22 protein-coding genes and 1 pseudogene are annotated in these 19,380 nt (G+C 65.9%); 16 read left to right on the top strand and 7 right to left on the bottom strand.

Going from position 1 to position 19,380, the window contains the following annotated elements:
- Window positions 1–17: 17 nt before the first annotated feature.
- Together HEB94_RS03815 and HEB94_RS03820 are read right to left on the bottom strand one after the other, a co-directional pair.
- Window positions 18–1,364 (bottom strand): ABC transporter substrate-binding protein, encoded by a 1,347-nt coding sequence (locus HEB94_RS03815; RefSeq protein WP_192748654.1) that lies wholly within the window; start codon window positions 1,362–1,364, stop codon window positions 18–20.
- A 1,294-nt stretch (window positions 1,365–2,658) separates the two neighbouring features.
- The gene (locus HEB94_RS03820) at window positions 2,659–3,237 is read right to left on the bottom strand and encodes a TetR/AcrR family transcriptional regulator (protein WP_192748655.1); all 579 of its coding nucleotides are present in this window, start codon (window positions 3,235–3,237) and stop codon (window positions 2,659–2,661) included.
- Window positions 3,238–3,368: 131 nt separating this feature from the next.
- Here HEB94_RS03820 and HEB94_RS03825 point away from each other — a divergent pair, with 131 nt between their 5' ends.
- The 3 genes from HEB94_RS03825 (at window position 3,369) to HEB94_RS48960 (ending at window position 6,021) form a co-directional block, all read left to right on the top strand.
- Window positions 3,369–4,367, top strand: a complete 999-nt coding sequence (locus HEB94_RS03825; RefSeq protein ID WP_192748656.1) for an aldo/keto reductase — start codon at window positions 3,369–3,371, stop codon at window positions 4,365–4,367.
- A gap of 447 nt (window positions 4,368–4,814) precedes the next feature.
- On the top strand, window positions 4,815–5,672 hold the full coding sequence (locus tag HEB94_RS03830) for an NmrA family NAD(P)-binding protein (RefSeq protein WP_192748657.1): 858 nt from the start codon (window positions 4,815–4,817) through the stop codon (window positions 5,670–5,672).
- A gap of 49 nt (window positions 5,673–5,721) precedes the next feature.
- Window positions 5,722–6,021: a DeoR/GlpR family DNA-binding transcription regulator gene (locus HEB94_RS48960; protein ID WP_202896099.1), complete on the top strand. Its 300-nt coding sequence runs from the start codon at window positions 5,722–5,724 to the stop codon at window positions 6,019–6,021.
- 71 nt (window positions 6,022–6,092) lie between these two features.
- Here the strand turns inward: HEB94_RS48960 and HEB94_RS03840 are convergent, their stop codons facing one another.
- Window positions 6,093–6,746 carry a TetR/AcrR family transcriptional regulator gene (locus HEB94_RS03840; protein WP_192748658.1) on the bottom strand — a complete coding sequence of 218 codons (654 nt, stop codon included), beginning with the start codon at window positions 6,744–6,746 and terminating at the stop codon, window positions 6,093–6,095.
- A gap of 192 nt (window positions 6,747–6,938) precedes the next feature.
- On the opposite strand from HEB94_RS03840, the gene HEB94_RS03845 reads away from it, so the two are divergent.
- The 10 genes from HEB94_RS03845 to HEB94_RS03885 all read left to right on the top strand — a co-directional run bounded on the left by HEB94_RS03845 (window position 6,939) and on the right by HEB94_RS03885 (window position 14,022).
- Window positions 6,939–7,487, top strand: a complete 549-nt coding sequence (locus HEB94_RS03845) for a carboxymuconolactone decarboxylase family protein (RefSeq protein ID WP_192748659.1) — start codon at window positions 6,939–6,941, stop codon at window positions 7,485–7,487.
- A gap of 81 nt (window positions 7,488–7,568) precedes the next feature.
- The gene (locus HEB94_RS03850; RefSeq protein ID WP_192748660.1) at window positions 7,569–8,393 is read left to right on the top strand and encodes an isocitrate lyase/PEP mutase family protein; all 825 of its coding nucleotides are present in this window, start codon (window positions 7,569–7,571) and stop codon (window positions 8,391–8,393) included.
- 312 nt (window positions 8,394–8,705) lie between these two features.
- The gene (locus HEB94_RS03855) at window positions 8,706–9,353 is read left to right on the top strand and encodes a nitroreductase family protein (protein ID WP_192748661.1); all 648 of its coding nucleotides are present in this window, start codon (window positions 8,706–8,708) and stop codon (window positions 9,351–9,353) included.
- 165 nt (window positions 9,354–9,518) lie between these two features.
- The gene (locus HEB94_RS03860) at window positions 9,519–9,902 is read left to right on the top strand and encodes an MmcQ/YjbR family DNA-binding protein (RefSeq protein WP_192748662.1); all 384 of its coding nucleotides are present in this window, start codon (window positions 9,519–9,521) and stop codon (window positions 9,900–9,902) included.
- Window positions 9,903–9,968: 66 nt separating this feature from the next.
- Window positions 9,969–10,517 carry an NAD(P)/FAD-dependent oxidoreductase gene (locus tag HEB94_RS52195; RefSeq protein WP_273374853.1) on the top strand — a complete coding sequence of 183 codons (549 nt, stop codon included), beginning with the start codon at window positions 9,969–9,971 and terminating at the stop codon, window positions 10,515–10,517.
- Window positions 10,403–11,263: an NAD(P)/FAD-dependent oxidoreductase gene (locus HEB94_RS52200; RefSeq protein WP_337918504.1), complete on the top strand. Its 861-nt coding sequence runs from the start codon at window positions 10,403–10,405 to the stop codon at window positions 11,261–11,263. The genes HEB94_RS52195 and HEB94_RS52200 overlap by 115 nt, the downstream gene beginning before the upstream one ends.
- 311 nt (window positions 11,264–11,574) lie before the next feature.
- The gene (locus HEB94_RS03870) at window positions 11,575–11,733 is read left to right on the top strand and encodes a hypothetical protein (RefSeq protein ID WP_192748664.1); all 159 of its coding nucleotides are present in this window, start codon (window positions 11,575–11,577) and stop codon (window positions 11,731–11,733) included.
- A gap of 180 nt (window positions 11,734–11,913) precedes the next feature.
- The gene (locus HEB94_RS03875; RefSeq protein WP_192748665.1) at window positions 11,914–12,156 is read left to right on the top strand and encodes a hypothetical protein; all 243 of its coding nucleotides are present in this window, start codon (window positions 11,914–11,916) and stop codon (window positions 12,154–12,156) included.
- A 651-nt stretch (window positions 12,157–12,807) separates the two neighbouring features.
- A complete protein-coding gene (locus HEB94_RS03880) occupies window positions 12,808–13,563 on the top strand; it encodes an SDR family oxidoreductase (protein ID WP_192748666.1) in 756 nt (251 codons plus the stop codon).
- A 36-nt stretch (window positions 13,564–13,599) separates the two neighbouring features.
- Complete coding sequence (locus tag HEB94_RS03885) at window positions 13,600–14,022, top strand: cupin domain-containing protein (RefSeq protein ID WP_192748667.1); 423 nt, start codon at window positions 13,600–13,602, stop codon at window positions 14,020–14,022.
- Window positions 14,023–14,072: 50 nt separating this feature from the next.
- On the opposite strand, the gene HEB94_RS03890 is transcribed toward HEB94_RS03885, so the two are convergent.
- Window positions 14,073–14,219: a hypothetical protein gene (locus HEB94_RS03890; RefSeq protein WP_192748668.1), complete on the bottom strand. Its 147-nt coding sequence runs from the start codon at window positions 14,217–14,219 to the stop codon at window positions 14,073–14,075.
- A 476-nt stretch (window positions 14,220–14,695) separates the two neighbouring features.
- Between HEB94_RS03890 and HEB94_RS03895 the strand changes: the two genes are divergently transcribed.
- Complete coding sequence (locus HEB94_RS03895) at window positions 14,696–15,778, top strand: IS630 family transposase (RefSeq protein WP_202896100.1); 1,083 nt, start codon at window positions 14,696–14,698, stop codon at window positions 15,776–15,778.
- Between the two features lie 150 nt (window positions 15,779–15,928).
- Here HEB94_RS03895 and HEB94_RS03900 read toward each other — a convergent pair whose 3' ends face one another.
- Window positions 15,929–16,183, bottom strand: coding sequence for an alpha/beta fold hydrolase (locus HEB94_RS03900; protein WP_192748670.1), 255 nt, complete (start codon window positions 16,181–16,183; stop codon window positions 15,929–15,931).
- 98 nt (window positions 16,184–16,281) lie between these two features.
- Here HEB94_RS03900 and HEB94_RS03905 point away from each other — a divergent pair, with 98 nt between their 5' ends.
- Both HEB94_RS03905 and HEB94_RS03910 read left to right on the top strand, forming a co-directional pair.
- Window positions 16,282–16,749, top strand: a complete 468-nt coding sequence (locus HEB94_RS03905; RefSeq protein ID WP_192748671.1) for a hypothetical protein — start codon at window positions 16,282–16,284, stop codon at window positions 16,747–16,749.
- Window positions 16,750–16,921: 172 nt separating this feature from the next.
- On the top strand, window positions 16,922–17,581 hold the full coding sequence (locus HEB94_RS03910; protein ID WP_192748672.1) for a DUF4352 domain-containing protein: 660 nt from the start codon (window positions 16,922–16,924) through the stop codon (window positions 17,579–17,581).
- Window positions 17,582–17,592: 11 nt separating this feature from the next.
- Here the strand turns inward: HEB94_RS03910 and HEB94_RS03915 are convergent.
- Both HEB94_RS03915 and HEB94_RS03920 read right to left on the bottom strand, forming a co-directional pair.
- Window positions 17,593–18,250: pseudogene (locus HEB94_RS03915) on the bottom strand (helix-turn-helix domain-containing protein); the annotation flags it as partial.
- 173 nt (window positions 18,251–18,423) lie between these two features.
- Complete coding sequence (locus HEB94_RS03920) at window positions 18,424–18,657, bottom strand: IS110 family transposase (RefSeq protein WP_202896102.1); 234 nt, start codon at window positions 18,655–18,657, stop codon at window positions 18,424–18,426.
- Between the last annotated feature and the right edge of the window lie 723 nt (window positions 18,658–19,380).

Consider the following 19,380-nt stretch of genomic DNA (forward strand, 5'->3'; position numbering starts at 1 on the left):
CCACCTCCGATCGGTCGCTAGCTGGGGCGGCTCGGCTCCTTCGCGAGGGCTTCGTTCATCTGCTTGGCGAGGTCCTTGGCCACGGTCGCGACCGGCCTCTTCGCGGTCCACGCGTCGGCGAGTGTCTTGGTGGCGTAGTCACTCCAGACCGCCGTGTTCACCGAGACCGGGAACGCGTAGTTGTACTGGAACTCGTCGACGAACGTCTGCAGGTTGAACTCCGGCGTCGACTTCACCCAGGCGTCCTGCGTGCCGGAACCCTTGGTCGCGGGGATGACCGTACCGGTCTCGCCCTGGATCTCCGCGGCCCGCCGGGATCCGAGGAACTTGACGAACTCCCAGGCCTCCCGCGGGTACTTCGTCTTCGCGTAGATGACGTTCCCGAGACCGTTGCTCACCGTCTTGGCCACCTTGCCCTGCGGCAGTGGCGCTACGTCAACATTCTCCTTCGCGTACGGAATCCTCTTGAAGGCGATGGACTCCCAGGAGCCGCCGTAGTACATCGCGACCTTGCCGGCGCCGAACATCTGGTTCGGTTCGGTGTCGGTCATCTGCTGCAGGGTCGGCGAGACGTGGTACTTGTTGATCAGGTCAGTCCAGAACTGCAGGCCCTCGATGGTCGCCGGCAGGTCCCAGCCCGACTTCTTCCCATCGGGAGAGATGACATAGCCGTTGTTCTGCGGAATCGTGTTGTAGTACGTCTCCTGGGCCGACAGGGTCGCGGCTATTCCGTGCACCTCGCCCTTGGTCAGTCGCTGCGCCGCGGCGATCAGGTCCGACCACTTCCACGAGGCGTCGGGCACGCGCAGTCCGGCCTCGGCGAAGAGCTTCTTGTTGTACCAGAGACCGATGCTGTCGATGTCCTTCGGCAGCGCGTAGACGTCCTTACCCAAGGTGTAGCCCTTCGTGATCGCCGGCTCGTACTGCGTCATGTCGATCTTCGCGTCCGCGATCGGTTTCGTCAGCGGCAGGAGGATCTCATTGGACGCGTACAGCTGGAAGTACGAAAGGTTCATCCAGAACACGTCAGGCGCGCTGCCACCGGTCGCTGCGGTCTGCAGCTTGGTCCAGTACGAGTCAAATGGTGTCACTGCGGTGCGTACCCGGATCTTGGGGTTGGTCTTCTCGAACTCCGCGATGATCTGCTTCATCGCCGGCAGCTGCTCCTGGTCCCACAACGCGTAGGTCAGCGTGACCGTCCCGCTGTGGCTCTCTTCGGAGTCCATGGACGAGCCAGACGACTTACCGCACGCTGCGGCGGCCGTCATCAACATGGCGGCCGGGACCGCCGCGAGGATGGAACGGCGCGACACCTGCTTCTTGCCCGAGGCAGGGGCGGACGCCGAAGACTGATCGGGCTGCATTGCTCTCCTCTCGATAGAAGTCGCGCCCTACGGCCGCGATGGATTCGAGTGGTTTTCCTGCGACGTCGATCGGGGGGACAAGCTCACGGATCCGGTGAGGTGGCGTGGCTGGTCGGGATCACGGCCGCCGGCATACGCGGTGACGACCGCGACCCGGATGACCCGCACCAGTTCGGCGAGCGACTCCAAGGCATCGCCGACGACCGTGGCGCCGGTAACCGACTCGTCCCGACGAGTCCCGGTGCCGGCTCGCCAAGAAACCACACCACGGTCGTGAGACCTGCTGCGCTCGCCTCGCTGGAGGGCGTTGGTGTAGTGGGGCGGCGAGTCAGCCGCCCGCTGTCACCAGTCGGGCTGCGCGGCTCAACTCGACCTAGCGACCCATGCGATCACCCTTTCCGAGGGATGACGGCCGTGACGCCGTGCTCAGTGATGCTCGACGTTGCTCACTTGGCTCGCAGGCTGATCAGACTAGACCTCGACAGGTGACGGTGTCACTCAATTGCGCAACCCACCTCGCGGCCGGCGGAAAGTCTCGCGCCACTGGCGGCCCGCCGTCCACTGGGCCGAGGCGCTCGGCGGACCCACGACCTATTCACAACAGTGCGGTGATGAGACGTTCGTCGTACGCCTGCAAAGCTGCAGCGAGCCGCACGAGGAGTTTGGGTCAAAGAGCAATTGACTGCTTCGTCCAAGCGCTCGACGACATCGGGCTGACCGACCCAGTGCGGCAGGTGTTACATGACTAATTCGCGTGGGCCACCACGACGAGCATGGCCCGCCACCACAGCGCCAAGGACAAGGTTCCCGACGGGGATACGCCTTCCGCACTGGTCGTGGGCCGGCCTCGCCGGCTAGTCGTAGTGACCTGAGGGTTGTTGACGGCGCAGGCACCGGGAGGTCTTTCGTCTGAGAGCCAGCGTGCGGGTAGCTCGGGCACGACACCGGGGGTAGTCAAGCGCAGCATCGTGGTGGTGCGCCTGACGCCCGCAGATGGTCGCCAGGCGCACCGCCAACCTCGTGCTTACAGCCCGATCCAGCGCAGCGCATGGGTTGTCGCTCCAGTCGGCCTCGCGCGTACGTAGTCCATGATCTGCGGCGACGTGGGAGACCCACCGGCCGTGCCTCGCGATGTACGTCGGATGCCCCTTCTTCACCGTCTCGGTCGCACCTCCAGCGCGCCGACCGTGTGCGTGCGACACCGAGGAGGAAGCGTGCGCCCCATGGTCATGGCGCCCGACAAGCTGGTCCACCTTGGAGCATCGGACTGAGGTATAGCCTCAGAACGCGCGCGTCATCGAGGTGGAGCAAGGCCGTCGAACACGATGGCCAACGCGCGCGCTCGCACGGAGTGGTCCCTGCCGGCGTACTCCGCGGCATGGCAGCTTCCTGACAGCACCGCGATCACCTCCGGAAGTCCAACGTCGTCCCTGACTGCTCTGGCCTGCTGGGCCTGAATGAGAAGCCGTTCGAGCGCCGCCAGCAATCTCTGGCCGATAGCCGATGTGGACGCCTTGATGTCCACGCCCGCTTGCGCCAGCGGGTCTGCGAACGCCTTCTGGGCGGCGGCCTGGTCGACCATCCGGGTGAAGAGTTCGAAGAACGCCTCGCCTGGATCCTTCGCGGCCGACAACGCGTCGGCGTCGTCCGCGAGACGTTCGTAGCGGTTGACGATGATGGCTTCGAACAACGCGTCCTTGGTGGGGAAGTGCCGGTAGATGGTGCCCACTCCCACACCGGCCGTCCGGGCGATGTCCTCCATCGCCGCCGACAGCCCGTCGGCAGCGAACACGCTCTCGGCCGCGTCGAGGACGCGCGCCCGGTTTCGGCGGGCGTCGGCCCGTAGCGGACGGTTTCGCTTCGTCTCGTCCATCACGAGTCCAGACGCGAGCGGAGATTGACAACCGGAATTTCCGCTCCGTATAGTCTAACCGGAATCACGATTCCGATACTAGGCGGTACAGCAGGGGATCCTCAAGCCGCCAGCGAACCAAGGAGACGCGCATGGACTACGTCACGCTGGGTCGGTCCGGTCTCAAGGTGTCGCGGATGTGCCTGGGAGCGTTGAACTTCGGCACCGGGTGGGGACTCGGCGTCGAGGAGCCAGAGGCCAGACGTCTCATCGACACGTTCCTGGACAGCGGACACAACGTCATCGACACCGCCAGCAACTACAACTCCGGGCAGTCGGAGGAGATCGTAGGCCGCGCGTTGCACGGACGCCGTGACTCGGTGGTTCTCGCCACCAAGGGCGCCATGCCCTCAGGCCCTGGCCCCAACGACCGCGGACTGTCCCGCGTGCATCTCACGCGCTCGCTCGAAGCAAGCCTGCGCCGGCTCGGCACGGACTACGTGGACCTCTATCAGTGTCACTTCCCCGATTCGGTGACACCGATGGAAGAGACCATGGCGACTCTGGACGGCTTCGTGCGATCCGGAAAGGTCCGCTACATCGGCTGCTCCAACTTCACCGCGAGCCAGATCGTTGAGGCACAGTGGGCGGCCGACCGTGTCGGTGGTACGCCGTTCGTCAGTCTGCAACCGGAGTACTCGCTGCTGCGCCGGGACATCGAAGCGGAGATCCTGCCGGTGAGCGCCCGACACGGTTTCGGCGTCCTGGTGTGCGGCCCACTCGGCGGCGGAATCCTGGCGGGCCGATACCAGCGTGGCGGCGAGCCCGATCCCGCGACCAGGATGGGCCGCCTCCTGGCAAGCGACCAGCCAGGCGCCCGCGCCTGGGCCCAGAGCAACCTGACCGACCGCAACCTTGCCATCGCCGAGGCGGTTGCCGATGTCGCCGGCAAGCTGGACGCCACACCGGCCGCGGTCGCGTTGGCGTGGGTGCGTAGTCGTCCTGGCATCACCTCGGTCATCATCGGACCGCGCACCATGTCGCAGTACGTGGAGAACCTGGCGGGCTTCACGCTCGAGCTACCCGAGGAGTCGCGTGCCCTGCTAGACGGCGTTTCCGAGCCGCCGGTACTGACGGCGGCCAGGTCCTAGCAAGCCCTCTCGGCAGTGGTGAGATCTCGGGTTCGACGGTGATGTCGAGATCCGACTTCGCCGTACGGCTCGTGCCAACGGGTAATAGGTCGGGTCGACCACCTTCATCAGCTTGAGGGATTGGATCAGGGCCTGGGTTGCTGGACCCGTGCAGTTCGCGGATGGCAGCTTCGAGTGCAATGTAGATGCCGGCGGATTCTCGTCCGACTGGCCGGGGATTGAGGACAGCCGGTAGTCGTCAGTGGTGGACATGCTGCTCCAGGGGTCTTTGGCCCGCCCCGCCCGCCGGAGCGGGTCTGCCCTCCCGTCAGTGTTGCCATCCCAGCACCCTCGGTCAGCCCCGTCCTTCCTCGCCCGCATGCCGGCGGCCCGGCACGCCTCCGGTCGCCACCCCGGGATCTGACCTCCCCTCCGTATGTCCATCGCAGCAGACAGGAAGCCATCATTATGATCGTCGTCACCGGTGCGACCGGCGCCCTCAACGGCATCACCGTCGAGCACCTGCTCAAGCTCGTCCCCGCAGACCAGATCGGCGTCAGCGTGCGGGACGTCGCCAAGGCCCAGCACTTCGCCGACCGCGGCGTGCACGTGCGACGCGGCGCCTACGACGACCCGGCCGCTCTGCGCGACTCCTTCGAGGGCGCCGGCCAGATACTGCTCGTCTCCCAGAACGACCCCAACAGCGACGGGGCGGCCCTGCACCGCACGGCGATCGAGTGCGCGGTCGCGGCAGGCGCCCGCCGCATCCTCTACACCAGCCACCAGGGCGCCGGCCCCGACAGCCCCTTTCCCCCGGCTCGCGAGCACGCCGCGACCGAAGCCGTCCTCGCCGACAGCGGCGTCGCCTGGACCTCTCTGCGCAACGGCTTCTACGCCCACAGCCTCGACTGGCTGCTCGGCCCCTGGCAACAAACAGGGACCATCGCAGCACCCGCCGACGGACCGGTCTCGTGGACAGACCGGGCCGATGCAGCCGAAGCCGCAGCCCTCATCCTCGCCAGTGACCACACCTTCGACGGCCCCATCACCCTCACCGCGAGCAGCGCCCACACCTTCAACGACATCGCTGAAACCGCCTCCCGGGTCAGCGGACGCACCGTCAAACGCATCGTCGTCGACGACGAGCAGTGGATCAACGACCGGGGCGCACAAGGCACCCCCGAGCCCACGGCCCGCATGCTCCTCACCTTCTTCCAGGCCGCCCGCCAAGGCCGCTTCGCCGGCACCGACCCCCTCCTCACGCAGCTCCTCGGCCGCGAACCTCACACCGTCGCCGACCTCCTAACCGACCGCATCACCACCTGAGCCGGACCTCCGGGCATCAAGCCCCCGGGCAGCAGGCCGCCCCGGCCCGGTGGCGGGCCGGCCACGGCCGGGCGAGCTCGCGCTCACCGGCCCGCTGGCCGAGGCGTCGCTAGCCGCGCTGTGCGTCGACACCGCGATCACCGGCTGCTGTGGTCTCACCTCCGCGACCGGCCCGACCTCCTACGACCTGGACGACGCCGCCCTCAGGCGCACCGCGATCGCCTCAGTACGCCGCCGCAACCGACGAGACCGCCCCGCGGAGGAGATCGACGCGCCGCCCGTCCGCGAGCGTCACCGTAGGGCAGGCCTCCGGCGCCGCCGGGTGAGGACGGCCCACCGTGGAACCTGACGTGAACGACGGCTCGGCCGAACCCGCGGGCTACCGGCGGTCGGCCGGGTCGCCCATACACGTGGAAGCGGCTACCGAGCTTGGAGTACGCCGGCGTCGGGAGACGTCGCGAAGGTCTGCACGTGGTCGATGGCTGTCTGCAACGCATCTTTGAGTGGAGCGATGTCCCGCGCGACCTGGGCGAGGAGCATGCCGCCCTGGAAGGCGGCAAGGAGCAGATTGGCCAGCTGCGTGGGATCTGCCTCAGCGCTGATACGGCTGAGTTGCTGCATGCGCTCGATTCCATCGCGGAAGATGCCCCTCCACTGGTCGAACGCACTCGCCAGCTCGTCGTGAACGTCGAGGTCCGTCTTGATGATCTCGCTCGCCAGGGAGCCGAGGGTGCAGCCTTCCTGGTAGGCGCGCTCGTAGCCGACGTAGAAATCCGCCCACGCCCGAAGCGCGTCGAGGTTGTCGAAGCAATTGAATCGCTCGCCGCGGTGGAACGTGAGGACGCGCTCGGCCTGCCAGGCGATCACGGCCAGGACGAGACTCTCCTTGGTCGGGAAGTAGTGGTTGAGCTGCGATCCGCTGACGCCGGCGGCGCGGCGGAGCTGTTCGTTGTTCGTCGCGTGGACGCCCTTGGTGTAAATGAGCTCAGCGGCCTGCTCCAGGATGCGGGCACGCGTTGCCTGCCCCTTGGACGTGAGCTTGTGAGGCGGCGCAGCTGCCGTAGTGGCGGTCATGCTTCACGGTACCCCAGATTGGGCTTGACAGCCCAGATCCGAGTGGTGTTGACTCTGCGAAATGGGCCGGGCAGCCCAAAAAGACTGCCGGCGGAGTTCGCAGTCACCACGGGGACTGCACCTCTGAACCGCTACGACCCCGACCTGGGCCCGACGATGACCGTTCACACACTCACCGGAGGCTGACTCGCCGTGTCACGACTGAACGCTCCCTCTCCTGACGACGTCCCCGACGGGGCGAAAGGCATCCTCGACAACGTCGGCGCACAGTTCGGCTTCGTCCCGAACATGTTCGCAACGCTCGCGTCGAACCCGGCCGTCCTCGACGTCGTGATGACACTGCAGGGCACCTTGAGCCGGGTTCTGGACGCGAAGACACGGCACACCATCGCGCTCGCCGTGTCGCAGGCCAACGGTTGCGACTACTGCCTGGCGATGCACACGCACGTATCGTCCGGACTCCCTGGCATGTCGAGCGATGACATCGACTTGGCCCGGGCCGGGAGCTCGATCGATCCCAAGCGCGCCGCGGTCGCTCGCTTCGCTCAGCAGGTGGTGGAGAGCCGCGGTCAGGTGAGCGACGCCGATCTGGCCGCTGTGCGAGGCGCCGGGTACACCGACCCGCAGATCCTGGCGATCGTCACCGTGGCGGTACAGGTCCTGCTGACCAACTTCATCAACAACGTCAACCAGACCGACAACGACATCCCCACCGCCAGCTCGGTCGGTACGCGGGGATGAGCGTCGGCGTCCTCGTCGAGGCGGCGGACCTAGCCGCTCGATCCGTCACTGTCTCCAACGATCACTCGGGAAAGGTTCGGCATGCCGGGCTCGGAACTCTATGAGCAATTCATGGCGCTGCACACCCGCGACGGTGGCCTCGTCATGCCGAACGCATGGGACGGCCTCTCGGCGCTGATGCTGGCCGATGCCGGCTTCGAGGCGATCGCCACATCGTCAGCGGCGCTCGCTGCCACGCTCGGCCGGTCCGACGGGCGTCACGAAGTCACCCGTGGCGAGCACCTCGAGCATGCGCGGCTGTTCGGCCGGCTCACCGGGCTGCCCGTCAACGGAGACTTCGAGGACGGCTACGGCGACACGCCTGAAGACGTCGCTGCGACCGTGGAAGCCGCCGTGGCGTCTGGCCTGGCCGGTATCGGGATCGAAGACACCTCGGGCAATCCCGATCAACCGATCCGCGACTTCGACGACGCTGTCAACCGCATGCGTAGTGCCGTCCACGCGTCCAAGGGACGCATCGTCGTCACCGGCCGCACCGACAACTTCATCCAGGGGCGGCCCGATCTCGACGACACCGTCCGGCGTCTGACGGCCTTCGCCGAGGTCGGCGCGGATGTGCTCTACGCCCCTTACCCACCCGACCTCGATGCCCTGACCGCGATCGTCACCGCCGTCGCGCCGACGCCGGTCAACGTCCTGATCTCGCCGGCGGACAAGGTGCTGACCATTGCTGAACTACAGAAGGCCGGGGTCAAGCGCATCAGCGTGGGTCCGGCGCTCTACACCCACGCAATGCGGGCACTCGAACAGGCCACCAAGGCTCTCCTCGCGGGCGACCTCACCCCCGCAACGACAGGAATCAGCTTCGGGCGCGTGAGAGAACTGCTGGCCCGCGGCAAGAACTAGCCCCCTGGCGAACCATCGCTCAGCATCCCTACCGATCGCCGGTCAACGTCCTCATCTCGCCGGCGGACAAGGTGCTGACCGTTTGCTGAACTACAGAAGGCCGGGATCAAGCGCATCAGCGTGGGTCCGGCGCTCTACACCCACGCAATGCGGGCACTCGAACAGGCCACCAAGGCTCTCCTCGCGGGCGACCTCACCCCCGCAACGACAGGAATCAGCTTCGGGCGCGTGAGAGAACTGCTGGCCCGCTGCACACAGAACCTGCGAACCACCGCTCCTCACCCAGTCATCGCAAGAAGAAAGCAGATTGACATGAATCTCGACAAGCTCATGAACAAGCACCTCACCAGGTATTTCGACCCCAGCAAGACCATTCCGGAGGAAACACTTCAGCAGCTGCTGAGGTTCCTGCGCTCCACGCCCTCGTCGGTGAACGTACAGCCCAACCACTTCTACGTCCTCGCCACGCCCGAAGGCAAAGAGCGGCTGACCGCCAACCTGGGCGAACGATTCCAGGACAACGCCGAGAAGATCCTGAACGCGTCGCACACCATCATCCTCACCACCCGGGCCGATGTGCCCGACAGCCACCTCGAGGCGGTGTTCACGAAGGAGAGGGCCGACGGCCGGTTCCCTGACCCGTCGAAGCAGGAGCTGTGGGAATCGATGACCCGAGACTTCCTCAACCTGCGCAGCTACGGCTACAAGGACCTGAACCACTGGATGGAGAAGCAGACCTACATGGCGGTGGGCCTGACCATGATGGCGGCCGCTGAGCTCGGCGTCGAGGCCACGCCGCTGGAGGGGTTCGACCCGACCAGTGTCGACAAGGCGTTCAAGATCCGCGAGACCGGACACAGCACGACCGTGCTGCTGGCCCTCGGCTACCCCGACCCGGAGAGGGTGTACACCACGCCGATCTCGCGATTCCACGCCGACCACCTGTTCACCTTCATCTAGACACCCACCCGGAAACCAAAACCCACAACACATAGAGCTCGTAACCCGAGCTTGTTGAGGTTGCCGGCGTGCGGGCACCCCCGTCCGTGACGGCCATGCGGGAGACGCCACCTTGGCCCTTGGCCGGCGGTCAGGGCACTCGGACCGATAGAGGAGTTGATCACTTTGGACGGACAGGAGCTGCAGAAGATCGCGGGCGACTGCACTGTGGGACTGCCCGGCGTCGGCCTGGAGCATCGTTCCGGCCCCGACTGGAAGCTATACAAGGTGCGCGGCAAGGTCTTCATGCTCATGACCGACATGCCGGGGCGCCCCGTCGTGATCCTGAAAGCTGATCCGGACGACGCCGCAGCCCTGCGCGACCAGTACGCGGACATTACCCCCGGCTATCACATGAACAAGAAGCACTGGATTACGGCGGAAGGCGGGGGCACCATCGATGAAAAGCTGGTGAAGGAGCTCGTGATCGACTCCTACCGTCTCGTGGTCGGCGGCCTTCCCAAGTCCGAGCAGCCCGTGGATCCGCGCACCTACGGCCGCCGCGCCTGACCTTCGTATACGTAATCGTGGGTAAAGGTGGCCGTCATCACTGAGTCACCAGGTCAGAGAGGAGAGATGTCCCACACGCCCGCCCAGGTCGTCGTCGTCGGCAGCGGCTTCGCCGGGTTCATCGCCGCCCGCAAGCTCGCCCAGATCCTGCCTCGTGAGCGGGCCGAGGTGACCATGGTCAGCGCGACCGACCACCTGTGCTACAGCCCGCTGCTCCCCGAGGTCGCCGCCGGACGTCTGGACCCGCAGCACATTGCAGTGCCCCTGCACGGCTCGCTGGGCTGCTCCCGCATCTTGCAGGGCCGCGTCGAGGGCGTCGACTTCGACAACCGGAAGGTGCGGGTTGCGTGCGGCGAGGAGCTGTCGCTGCCGTACGACCGGCTGGTCCTCGCCACCGGCAGCGTCACCCGTGAAGTTCTGACGCCGGGCCTGAGCGAGTTCGCGTTCGGGCTCAAGACGCTGGCCGAGGGGCAGTTCATCCACGACCCGTGCTGCAGCAGCTGCAGCTCGCCGACACCACCACCGATCCGGAGGTACGCCGGGCGCGGCTCACGTTCCTCGTCGTCGGCGCCGGGTATGCCGGCACGGAGACCGCCGCGCAGCTGCAGAGGATGACGCACAAGCAGCTGGCCAGCTTTCCTAGGCTGTCTGCCAACGACCTGAGATGGCTGCTCGTCGACCTCAGCCCCACCGTCCTGCCCGAGCTCGGTCCGCGGCTCGGCCGCTACACCCTGCGTCTGCTCCGCCGACGCGGCATGGACATCCGTCTCGGTACAACCGTCACCGCGATGCGGCCCGGCGAGGTGGAGCTGTCGGACGGCACGGTGCTCCCGTGCCACACCGCCCTCTGGACGGCTGGCGTGACGCCCCCACCGATCGTTGCCCACCTCGGCCTGCCCGTACGCCGCGGGCAGCTCGTGGTCGACGAGTACCTGAAGCTGCGCGACCACGTCTGGGCTGCCGGCGACTCCGCTGCCGCGATCGATCCGTACGACCGCGACGGGATGGACTACCCGCCGACGGCTCAGCACGCGCAGCGCCAGGGCACAGTGATCGCCCGGAACGTCGCTGCCTCCCTCGGGGTCGGGACGCGAACGACCTACCGACATCGCGACCTCCGCCTGGTCGCCGACCTCGGCGGCACGAAGGCCGTCGCCCGGCCCTTCGGGCTGCCTCTCACCGGTCTGCCCGCGAAGGTGGTCACGAAGGGCTACCACCTCGGTGCCATCCCGCACCGGGCCAACCAGCTCAGAGTCGCCGCCGACTGGTTGGTCAACTTGGTCAGTCGGCCGACGGCGACTCAGCTGGGACTGGTGCAGGAGTCTGCGGCGCAGCTGCGATCGGAGTATTCGACGAAATGAGCCGTCGGGCCGGCGCGACGGCGAGCGGGAGTGCGGGAGTGCGGGAGTGCGGGAATCGTGCAAGAGCGACATCGCTCCAGGGCTGGGTACCCCTCCATCTGGACCTGGAGTCGAGAGAACAGTCAAAGACCCGGTGGTCGGACAACGTGAGTCCTGGACTGGTCGAGACGATCGTCCCCCGCTCTCGGCGCTCGCCGGTGCCTACAGTCGGCGGGTAGACGACGGAAGGATTAGTAACTGCGGTCCCACCGAGTGATGGCCAGCTTTGCGACGACCCTGCGTGCCAACGGGCCGGGTACCACCGTCACTGAATGGAACCCGGCCACGCGCTCGCCGCTTGCCTGTTCGACATCACTTACGACAGCCCGCCCAACGAGGCCGACCTGTCGGCGAAAGTTCAGTTCAATGTCTACCTCGTGATCTCGTCACGCAGGTCAAGCACCGCGCGATCGACGAGGATCTCTCGCTGAGTGTCCTCGTCGAGCGGGTTATGCGCAGCTACGTGGACAACGTGACCAACGCGAAGGAAGCGAGCCGGTGATCTCCTCCGCACCAATCCGTTTCAGCGCGAACATCGACGAGATGCGCAGGTTCCTCGAACTACTCGGGTTCGAGGCGCACATCATCTCCGAGAAGCATGGCGGGTTGAGATGCCTGGCGACGTCAGCATCATCAACCTCTGCGGCGCCGACCGCGAAGAGAGCTCCGTCGTGTTCGACACCGACGAGCCTCTCGAATCGCTGCAGAAGCGCCTCCGAGACGCCGGGTTCAGCGACGCGCGCATAACCGATGAAGCGTGGGGGCGCATGCTCGAAGTCACCGACCCGCAAGGCGAGTCAGTCTGGGTCAACGAGCGAATGAAAGACGCCTATGGCTACCGCGTCGTCGACTGAGTGGTCTGGCGTCACGAGTAAGACAGTGGTCTGGCGGCGACAGGACCACCGGGTCGGGCGAGCACTACTGGCCCGGCGCGGCCGCGGGGTCGTTCACATCCCAGATCGCCATCACGGAGCCGGCCGACTTGCACCCGAGGGCAAGGCCGAGGCGCCGCCAGGCTGCTGTCTCTCCCCGGAGCGTCCGGGCCCTTCGCGGCGACCGCCGCCGCCAGGTGGCTCCCCGCCCCTGCACCCTGGGCACGGCCTGTGTGAGGCGGGCCCCACCATGGCCGGCCCGTCCTGATCGGGGCATCCGGCCCCGGTAGCACTGGTCCACCCATGAATGCCTTCTCACCTGCAGTTCAGGTAAGTGGCCAGGTGTGGCGGGCAGAACTGCAGATGACGGAGACTTTTTCCACCCGTTGAAGCCGCAAAGTGGGTCTGGGACATGGTCTGTGACGAACCTCGGGCGCGCTCACCACCTCCACACAGATCAAGACACGAACAGCCCCTACCTTCAGGCACCCTGAAGGTATGTCCCCGCACCACTGCTCGCCGCATTCCTTGGCATCTCAGCCTGCACCGGTTCGGGCACCGTGAAGCCTGTTCAGGCTTAGTTTTGGTTGGCGGTGGCATGCAACAAGTCTCCGGCGGACAAGGAAGGTGGCCATGAAGATCGTCGTAGTCGGTGGTACCGGCCTGATCGGGTCGAAGCTCGTGGAGCAGCTGGGTGAACACGGCCACGAGGCGGTGGCGGCGGCTCCGAACACCGGTGTCAACACCCTCACCCGCGAAGGCCTGACCGAGGTACTGCAGGGCGCGCAAGCGGTCGTTGACGTCACCGACTCCCCGTCGTACGAGCCCGACGCCGTGATGGAGTTCTTCCAGACCTCCACCGGCAACCTGCTCACGGCGGAGAAGGCGTCCGCCGTCGTTCATCACGTCGCGCTGTCGATCGTGGGGACGGATCGGATGCCCGACAACGACTACTTCCGGGCCAAGGTCTTCCAGGAGCAGCTGATCGAGCAGTCGACGGTCCCGTTCTCGATCGTGCGCGCGACGCAGTTCTTCGAGTTCGCTCCGAGCATCGCCGAGGCGGCCACGGACGGCAACGACGTGCGGATCCCGCCCGTGCGCTTCCAGCCCATCGCGGGCGACGACGCTGCCCAGATAGTCGGCCGGGTCGCGGCGGGCCCGCCGTTGAACGGCAGGACCGAGGTCGGTGGGCCCGAACAGTTCCAGATGGACGAGTTCTTCCACGACGCCCTGGCCGCCTGGGGCGATCCGCGTGAGGTGGTCACCGACCCGCAGGCGCGCTACTTCGGGGGCCTGCCCGGCGAGCGGACGCTGGTTCCGGGCAACGGCGCCACACTCGGCACGATCCGCTACCGCGACTGGCTCAGCCACAACCCTATCGGCAACTAATCCATAGCTCACGAAACACAACGAAAGGCGGTTCACATGCCCGACACCGGACCCAACCCGAGATCGACCGCGTGGCAGACCGCGATCACCACGCTGCAGGAGATCGAGCCGCCGTTCATCCCGGAGGGGGCACATGCGATGACCATTGTCATCGAGTACCCACCTGGCGACCCCGGTGTGCCGCCGCACCGCCACACCGGACCATGCTTCGGCTACGTCCTGGAGGGCGAGATGGTGTTCGAACTCGAAGGTGAGCCGGAACGGGTCCTCCATGCCGGAGAGGCGTTCTGGGAACCCGGTGGAGACGTCATCCATTACCAGGACGGCAACAACCGCGACGACATTCCGCTCCGCTTCACCGTCACGATGCTGTGCGCACCCGGCAAGCCGATGCTCACCCTGGTCGACGAGGACGAACTCGCCCAGCGCAGAGATCGCCGCGCTCCTCGCCCATCCTGACCACAACAGCCTTGTCCCGCGCGGCTTTGGTGAAGGATCCGCGTCAGGTTTCAGCTGTCGTTGGTGAGGGCGGCGGCGAAGTTGATGACGCGGGTGTAGCAGCCGTCGAGGAGCATCGGCAGAGCTGGGCCGGCCGGTAGCCCGTCGCCGACAGGCTTGGCGATCCAGTCTTTGACCCAGGTGGACTCGTGGCCCATTCGATGCCGGAAAAGCCGGCACTTTCGGTCGCGGCGAGCAGTGCTTCTGGGGTGACCACGAAGCTGTCGGTGCCGTCCAGTGACCAGAGCATGAGTCAGGGAAGGCGCGCCGGGCGCGGCTGTCTGTCCCAGACAGCCAGGCGTGAGCCAGGGGCGAGCCTCTCGGCTACGTGCCCGAACCAGATGGTCTTGTCGTGAACGTTCCTCTGGACGTGCATGGTGACCGCGGCCTGGAGGAGCGGGTCGGGCTGGAAGGTAGCGATGTCGCCGACTGGTACTGAACGAGGCCGCTCAGCCCGGTCTTGGCCGTGGGTGCGCGAGCGGGCTCGACGTAGGCGGGGGTGAAGTCGATGCTGACGACGTTCTGCATAGTGGCCCCCGCGAGCCCGTTCAGGACGAAACACCGTCTAGTGTTGCGTGATTCTGGTTGCGTTACTTTTCGTGTTGTGGCTCGTTGACTCGGTGTGGAGCTTTCGGTGGAGCAGGACGCTGAGTTGCGGGCGTTGGTGAACAGTCGGGATGTGTCGGCCGTGCTGGCGACTCGGGCGCGGATCGTGTTGTGGCATGGGGAAGGTCGGCGTCGTAAGGACATCGCGGAGTTGGCGGGGGTGTCGTTGCCGACGGTGGATCGGTGGGTCCGCCGCCACGCCGAGCATGGCCTGGCCGGGTTGGACGATCGTGATCGGGCTGCGCCGCGGGTGCAGGTTCCACCGCGGGTGCGGGCTCGGGTGGTGGCGTTGACCAGGACTTCTCCGCCGGCTGGGACGGGGCTGTCGCACTGGTCGACCCGTGGGTTGGCTGCGTATCTGAAGCGGACCGAGGGGATCTGCGTGTCGTGGAGCTACGTAGCTCGGGTGTGGCGGGAGGAAGGCCTCGCACCGCACCGACATGGCACCTTCAAGCTGTCCAAGGATCCCGCGTTCGCGGACAAGGTCGCCGACGTGGTCGGCTTGTATCTGGACCCGCCCGGTGGGGCGGTGGTGCTCTCCATCGATGAGAAGACACAGATCCAGGCGTTGGACCGGACCCAGCCGCTACTGCCGTTGGACTTCGGCGTGACCGAGAAACGCACCCACGACTATGTGCGGCACGGTGTCACGAACCTGTTCGCAGCCCTGGATGTGGGCACCGGCCAGGTCCTCGGGGAGGCCACGCCGACCCGGGACGGGGTGAACTTCCTGGCCTTCTTGAAGAAGGCCGTCAAACCTCATGCGGGCAAGGACATTCATGTGGTGTTGGACAACCTGTCCACCCACACCACGCCAGAGGTGGAAGCCTGGCTGGAGGAGAATCCGCACGTCAGGTTCCACTTCACCCCGGTCGGGTCGAGCTGGATCAACCAGATCGAGACGTGGTTCGGGATCCTGACCCGCCAGTCGATCCGCCGCGGCACCTTCACCTCGGTGAACGTGCTGATCAAACAGATCAAGGACTACATCGACACCTGGAACATCGACGCGAAGCCGTTCGCCTGGACCGCCACCAGCGAAGAGATCCTCGCCAAGGTCCGCCTCGTCCAGACCAACATCAAGAAACTCGTCGACAACAACGCGAAATAACACAACCAGAATCACGCAACACTAGCCAGCTCCTGCGCAAGAGCTCGTTGAATTCGTCGGCTCGTTCTTCGGGGAAGTAGAGTCGCGCGCCGACTAGCTCGACTGGGGGCTTTGCCCCCGGGATGGTCTCCGCCAGCCAGTAAGCCCATCTTACCGGGAGTAGACGTCGTCCGTAGCCCAGACGATCAAGGTTGGGGCCTGCAATTTACGCAGCTGAGACTCGATCGCAATTGTGTGGCTGTTGTCGAACGCCGCCAAGAAACGCTCCAAGTCACGGGTGCGCTGTTCGCTACGCAAGTGCGGCCGAAGATAGGTCTCGATGTCGGTATCCGAAACGTCCTCGGGTCGTTCGTAGGCGACACCGAGTGCATCAGGGGAACGATAATTCGCCTTGTCATCGAACATAGCGTGCGGATTGCGCGCTCGAGCGAAACAAGAACAGCTGACGGAGCAGCTTCTTCCACGATATCTCTCGCGGCATTGACCTACGGCGTCATCGACGCATGGCCCCGGGTACACCAACGGCCACATCGACCGAGGAGGTCGTCGGCGCGGACTGGCACCTCTACTGCGATGAGGAAGCCAAGCTCAAGCGCCTGCCACCGAAGGTCCGCGCGACCGTGCTGGCCCGCGAGCTCGGCTGGCCCCGGGGCGAGGAGCTGTGCGACCCGGCGATCTTCCTCGGCAACGGGCCGGAGGGAGCCGAGGCTGACGTGCCGGGCTTCGTGCTGGAACTTTCGGCGAAGGACGGTGCAACCGAAGGGGGTGACATGAGTAAGGAGAGTGGGGGTCGGCACAGAGCACCGACCTCGCACCGGGTCCGAGCAGAGAAGAGACGGCTGATCCGCGAGTCTGCGGGTCAGCCGTTTTGGCTCTCAAGAGTGTTGGCCGGGCCGTGGTGGCTGATACGCGTCCTGGGCGTGATCATTTTGTTAGCGGGGGGATCTCTTACTGGCGCTGACTGGGGGTGACTGCCTGCTAGCCTCCATCCAGCGTTGACCCGGCTCGGGGAGGAGCCGGTCAACTGGGGGTTTTGCAGGGTGGGGTGCCTTGGTGTGACTACTGGCGGGTTCGATTCCCGCCCACCTCGCGCTGCCCACTCACGGAGAGTGGGAGCACATCTGAGAGGACAGACGGATCACCATGAGTGACCAGACCGCGCAGCCCAAGAAAAAGGGCGGCTGCTTCAGGCTCATCGGTATCGGCGTCGTCGCGTTCGTCGGGCTGATCGTCTTGATCGTCATCGTCTCGCAGCTCGGCGGCGGGGGCGACGACAACACCAGCACTACCGAACCGGCAGCGAGCGAGACCACCGCAGCGACCGATGGTGGCGCACCGGCCGACAACCGGCCCGCCACCACGGACAACAAGGCCGAGGAAGACAAGGGCGACGACAAGCCGAGGACCGCTGGGCTGAACCAGCCCACCAACGACGGCAAGTTCACCTTCACGGTCACCAAGATCGAGACCGGTAAGAAGCAGATCGGCACCGAGTACCTGAACACGAAGGCGCAGGGACAGTTCGTCCTCGTGCATGTGAAGGTCGCCAACAAGAGTGACGAGCCGCAGACGTTCTTCGGCGACAACCAGTACCTCTTCGACACCCAGAACCGTAAGGCCTCGGCTGACACTGAAGCCGCGATCTACATGGGTGAGGAGTCGCAGTCGCTCTTCGAGGAGATCAACCCGGGCAACAGCCTGTCCGGTGTCATCGTGTTCGACATCGCGGCAGACGCCACGCCGGACCACATCGAACTGCACGACTCCGCCTTCTCCGGCGGCGTGCAGGTCAGCCTGAAGTAGGCATCCATGGCCGCGGTCTCATCGGGCAGGTGCTCGGTGTAGACGAGCCGGGAGAACCCGTCAACCGCCGAATGCAGGAACACGTACCCGACTTTGGCTCCACCGTTGTTCTTGGCTATGACGCGCTGCTTGGCGCTGGCGCGCCGGGCGGCCCGGTGGGCTTCGCTGTCGCGTCCATGGGCCCACCAGCCGCCGCCGTCGGGGATCCGGCCGACCTTCTTCACGTCCAGGTGGACCATGTGGCCGGGGTAGCGGGCGGTGATCGTGCCCGGCCGCCGGTTGCTGGTGCCAGTGGGGTCGAGGTCGCGGCGGCGGTTGATGCCCAACCGGACCAGCCAACGTCCCACCGTCGCCACAGAGATCCGATGACCCATCGCGGCCAGCTCGACCGCGATCTTCCGCGCGGACCACTTGTGTTCTCGCCGCCAGCCTTCGATCAGCTCCACCACCTGCGGCGGGATCTGGGACGGGCAGGAGTGCGGGGCGCTGGACCGGTAACCGGTCGGCCAGCCCGGCCTCACCGGCAGCCCGGTAGCGATTCACCCACTTCGACAGACACTGACGTGACACGCCGGCTTCGGCGGCCACGTGAGCGATCGGACGGGACTGGCACCGGGTAACTAGACGCAGCCGGCCGGCAGGAGTCAACGAGGCGCTAGCGTGTGACACGAGGGGTAGGTCCCTTTCAGCGGAACAGGACGGTTGGTCGCACTTCCATCCTGCCGCCGGGTGATCTACCCCTCCCTCACACCCCGACCACCGTCAACAACTTCCCAATCGGGTTTGTCAAGCCGCTAGCGCGACCTGAGTAGGTGGCGCATGGAACTGTTCTCCGTCTCGGATCATTGCCCCACAGGACGTTGAGTTGCCGGCGTGCGAGCGCCAGCAGCGCTTGCTTGTGCATCGGGCCGCAGAAGACCATCCTGCGAGATCTCCAAGACATCGCTGATAAGAGCTAGGAGTTCGCCTTCGTCGTTCTTGACCCGCCGCGACAACAAGCGCTTGCCGTCTACGTCGATGACCACTGCGTGATGATGCGTCTTGCCGATGTCTACTCCGGCCCAGATCTGGGGCACGGCCACCTCCGTGAGCTCGTCGAATTTGCGGACCCGCAGACGACCTCGCCGACGTTGTCCTACAGCAGCGATCGCAGTCGCATATCCCAATTGGCAGTCGAGTCGTCGCGGGGTTCCGGTGGCCAAGTTGTTGGAGCCATCACAGCGGCAACCTCATGACAGCCATGCCCGGAGCCCCTGGGCTCTCCGATCGTACGAAGGACCAGAGCAACCGCTACTAAGAGGTAGGACCTCATGATCCACAACAGCTAGTCACTATTCCGCGCCGGCTCCGCTCACTCGTTGACCGGCAGCTTCCCGACCGGCAAGACTTGGACCCGCATGGTGGTCGCCCCGTCCGCTCGGCCGACTTCTCGATGTCGGAAGCGATCCCGCCCGCCCTCGCCTTCGGCAGCTCTTCGGCGACGACGATCCACTGCTGGTTCGGCGCGTTCTGCCGCCAGACGTTCCACACTTCCCGGTCGCCGTCCCCTGATCGGTGACCAGGCGCAGCCCGCGACCCTTCGGCCGCCACATGGCCTGCCTGCCGAAGGGGTGGCTGGCTGCAGTGAGCGAAGCCAAGATCTACCGCGCTGTCGCCGAACGCGAGGACGGGTGGTGGATCGTCACCGTCCCCGAACTCGCGCCGTGACCCAGGCCCGCCGAGTCGACCAGATCGAACACATGACCCGCGACCTCATCGCCGTGTGGCTCGAGGTGGACTACGACACCGTCGCGGTCGAC

This window comes from Actinopolymorpha pittospori, from assembly GCF_014873875.1.
Classification (GTDB): Bacteria; Actinomycetota; Actinomycetes; order Propionibacteriales; family Actinopolymorphaceae; genus Actinopolymorpha; species Actinopolymorpha pittospori.

Bases quoted from the DNA above. Each gene is read 5' to 3' on its own strand.
- HEB94_RS03905 (WP_192748671.1), top strand. From the start codon at position 16,282: ATGGCCCCGGGTACACCAACGGCCACATCGACCGAGGAGGTCGTCGGC.
- HEB94_RS03820 (WP_192748655.1), bottom strand. From the start codon at position 3,237: ATGGACGAGACGAAGCGAAACCGTCCGCTACGGGCCGACGCCCGCCGA.
- HEB94_RS03840 (WP_192748658.1), bottom strand. From the start codon at position 6,746: ATGACCGCCACTACGGCAGCTGCGCCGCCTCACAAGCTCACGTCCAAG.
- HEB94_RS03855 (WP_192748661.1), top strand. From the start codon at position 8,706: ATGAATCTCGACAAGCTCATGAACAAGCACCTCACCAGGTATTTCGAC.
- HEB94_RS03885 (WP_192748667.1), top strand. From the start codon at position 13,600: ATGCCCGACACCGGACCCAACCCGAGATCGACCGCGTGGCAGACCGCG.
- HEB94_RS03910 (WP_192748672.1), top strand. From the start codon at position 16,922: ATGAGTGACCAGACCGCGCAGCCCAAGAAAAAGGGCGGCTGCTTCAGG.
- HEB94_RS52195 (WP_273374853.1), top strand. From the start codon at position 9,969: ATGTCCCACACGCCCGCCCAGGTCGTCGTCGTCGGCAGCGGCTTCGCC.
- HEB94_RS03815 (WP_192748654.1), bottom strand. From the start codon at position 1,364: ATGCAGCCCGATCAGTCTTCGGCGTCCGCCCCTGCCTCGGGCAAGAAG.
- HEB94_RS03850 (WP_192748660.1), top strand. From the start codon at position 7,569: ATGCCGGGCTCGGAACTCTATGAGCAATTCATGGCGCTGCACACCCGC.
- HEB94_RS03875 (WP_192748665.1), top strand. From the start codon at position 11,914: ATGCCTGGCGACGTCAGCATCATCAACCTCTGCGGCGCCGACCGCGAA.
- HEB94_RS03830 (WP_192748657.1), top strand. From the start codon at position 4,815: ATGATCGTCGTCACCGGTGCGACCGGCGCCCTCAACGGCATCACCGTC.
- HEB94_RS03880 (WP_192748666.1), top strand. From the start codon at position 12,808: ATGAAGATCGTCGTAGTCGGTGGTACCGGCCTGATCGGGTCGAAGCTC.
- HEB94_RS03825 (WP_192748656.1), top strand. From the start codon at position 3,369: ATGGACTACGTCACGCTGGGTCGGTCCGGTCTCAAGGTGTCGCGGATG.
- HEB94_RS03900 (WP_192748670.1), bottom strand. From the start codon at position 16,183: ATGTTCGATGACAAGGCGAATTATCGTTCCCCTGATGCACTCGGTGTC.
- HEB94_RS03890 (WP_192748668.1), bottom strand. From the start codon at position 14,219: ATGGGCCACGAGTCCACCTGGGTCAAAGACTGGATCGCCAAGCCTGTC.
- HEB94_RS03870 (WP_192748664.1), top strand. From the start codon at position 11,575: ATGGAACCCGGCCACGCGCTCGCCGCTTGCCTGTTCGACATCACTTAC.